General features: G+C 66.9%; 2 protein-coding genes and 1 pseudogene. All 3 read left to right on the top strand.

Features of this window, described 5'->3' with window-relative positions; translation table 11 throughout:
* Positions 1-706 (top strand): annotated as a pseudogene (locus RMO30_RS01845) (DNA recombination/repair protein RecA); the annotation flags it as partial.
* A gap of 7 nt (positions 707-713) precedes the next feature.
* Positions 714-1,370: a regulatory protein RecX gene (locus RMO30_RS01840; protein ID WP_309708741.1), complete on the top strand. Its 657-nt coding sequence runs from the start codon at positions 714-716 to the stop codon at positions 1,368-1,370.
* Positions 1,371-1,397: 27 nt separating this feature from the next.
* Positions 1,398-1,793 (top strand): hypothetical protein, encoded by a 396-nt coding sequence (locus RMO30_RS01835; RefSeq protein WP_309708737.1) that lies wholly within the window; start codon positions 1,398-1,400, stop codon positions 1,791-1,793.
* Positions 1,794-1,810 lie beyond the last annotated feature (17 nt).

The raw sequence follows: 1,810 nt of genomic DNA, 5'->3' as shown, positions 1-1,810 counted from the left end.
GGTTGCCGCGCTCGTTCCCAAGCAAGAGCTCGAAGGCGACATGGGTGACTCACTGCCCGGCCTGCAGGCCCGCCTCATGTCGCAGGCGCTGCGCAAGCTCACCGGTGGCCTCAACTCGACGCAGACCACGATGATCTTCATTAACCAGCTGCGCGAGAAGATCGGCGTGTTCTTCGGCAGCCCCGAGACCACCGCGGGCGGCAAGGCGCTCAAGTTCTACGCGTCGGTGCGTCTCGACATTCGCCGCATCGAAACCCTGAAAGACGGAACGGATGCCGTCGGCAACCGCACCCGCGTCAAGGTCGTCAAGAACAAGATGGCCCCGCCCTTCAAGCAGGCCGAGTTCGACATCCTGTACGGCACCGGGATCTCCCGCGAAGGCAGCCTGATCGACTACGGCGTCGAGCACGAAATCGTGCGCAAGTCGGGTGCCTGGTACACCTACGACGGCGACCAGCTCGGTCAGGGCAAAGAGAACGCTCGCGCGTTCCTGATCGAGAACCCCGACATGGCGAACGAGATCGAGCAGAAGATCCTCGGCAAGCTCGGGGTTGGCGCCGCAGGCAAAGCCGCCGCGGCTGCGGAAGCCTCGAACGTCGCCTCCATCATGCCGGTTGCGGGTAAGGCGGCAGTCGACAAGGCTCCCACCGAAGCCCCCGAGCCCGCCGCTCTCAAGGCGCCCGCTCTCATGGCATCGGGGGAGTAGACCCCCCATGGAACGGCTCGACGACGGCGCCCTCGCGCGCGTCACTTACCTCCCGGGCGTGAAGCCCGTCGAGGTGCTGCCCGTCGAGGTTTTGGCAGTCGAGGCCTCGGCCCGGGAAGCCCCCCTTCCCGAACCGGTGTCGTCGAGCCGTTCCGGTTCTTCAGGCGAACCCGAAGCACCGCCGCCCGGTGCCGCGCGCAACGTGTCGATCAGTGCGCTCGCCCGCCGTGGGCTCTCTCGCCGCGAGCTCGAGCGTCACCTGCGAGACCGGGATTTCACCGACGACGAGATCTTCGACGAGGTCGCCCGGCTCGAGAGCGACGGCTATGTCGACGACATCGCCCTGGCGCAGAACCTCGTCGGCACGCTGCAGGAGCGCAAGGGGCTCGGTCGTTCGGCGATCGCGGCAGAACTGACGCGGCGGCTTCTCGCTCCGGCAGCGATCGAGTACGCACTCGACCTCGTCGACACGGGCGACGAACTATCGCGCGCTCGCGAGATCGCGGTCAAACGAGCGGGCCAGCTCCGCCACCTCGACCGCGACACGGCTGTTCGTCGGCTGAGCGCCTACCTCGCCCGACGTGGTTATGGCGGCAGCACGATCCGGGCGGCGGTCGATCAGGCGCTGCCGTCGAGCTTGCGGCGCGGTGTCGCATTCCGTTGACCCCTCACCACCGCTAAAGTGACGGGCATGACAATTCGTCGCACCCTTGCAACCGCGTCCGCAACACTTCTCCTGCTCGCCTCGCTGACGGCCTGCTTCGGGATCCCCAGCCTCCCCGGTGGCAACACCGGTGGTGACACCGACACCATCGACCTCACCGGCACCTCGTGGAGCGGCGTCGACTCCGACGGCGACGCGTGGGGCATCGAGTTCCAGAGCGACGGCACGATCGGCCTCAACTACAACGGAGACGCGTACGATGACGCGACCGACACCTGGGCCGTGAGCGGTGGCACGCTCGACATCCACGTGGCGTTCACCGACGGCGACGTCGACCTGACCGGACCGGTGGCCGAAGGCTCGATCGACCTCGACGGCAGCTACACGGGTGGAACGTTCACCCTCACCATCACGCAGGACTAGTTGTTTCACGAAGGGGC

It is taken from the genome of Pseudolysinimonas sp. (assembly GCF_031389465.1).
Classification (GTDB): domain Bacteria; phylum Actinomycetota; class Actinomycetes; order Actinomycetales; family Microbacteriaceae; genus Pseudolysinimonas_A.
This window is presented reverse-complemented; position numbering and strand designations above follow the sequence as displayed.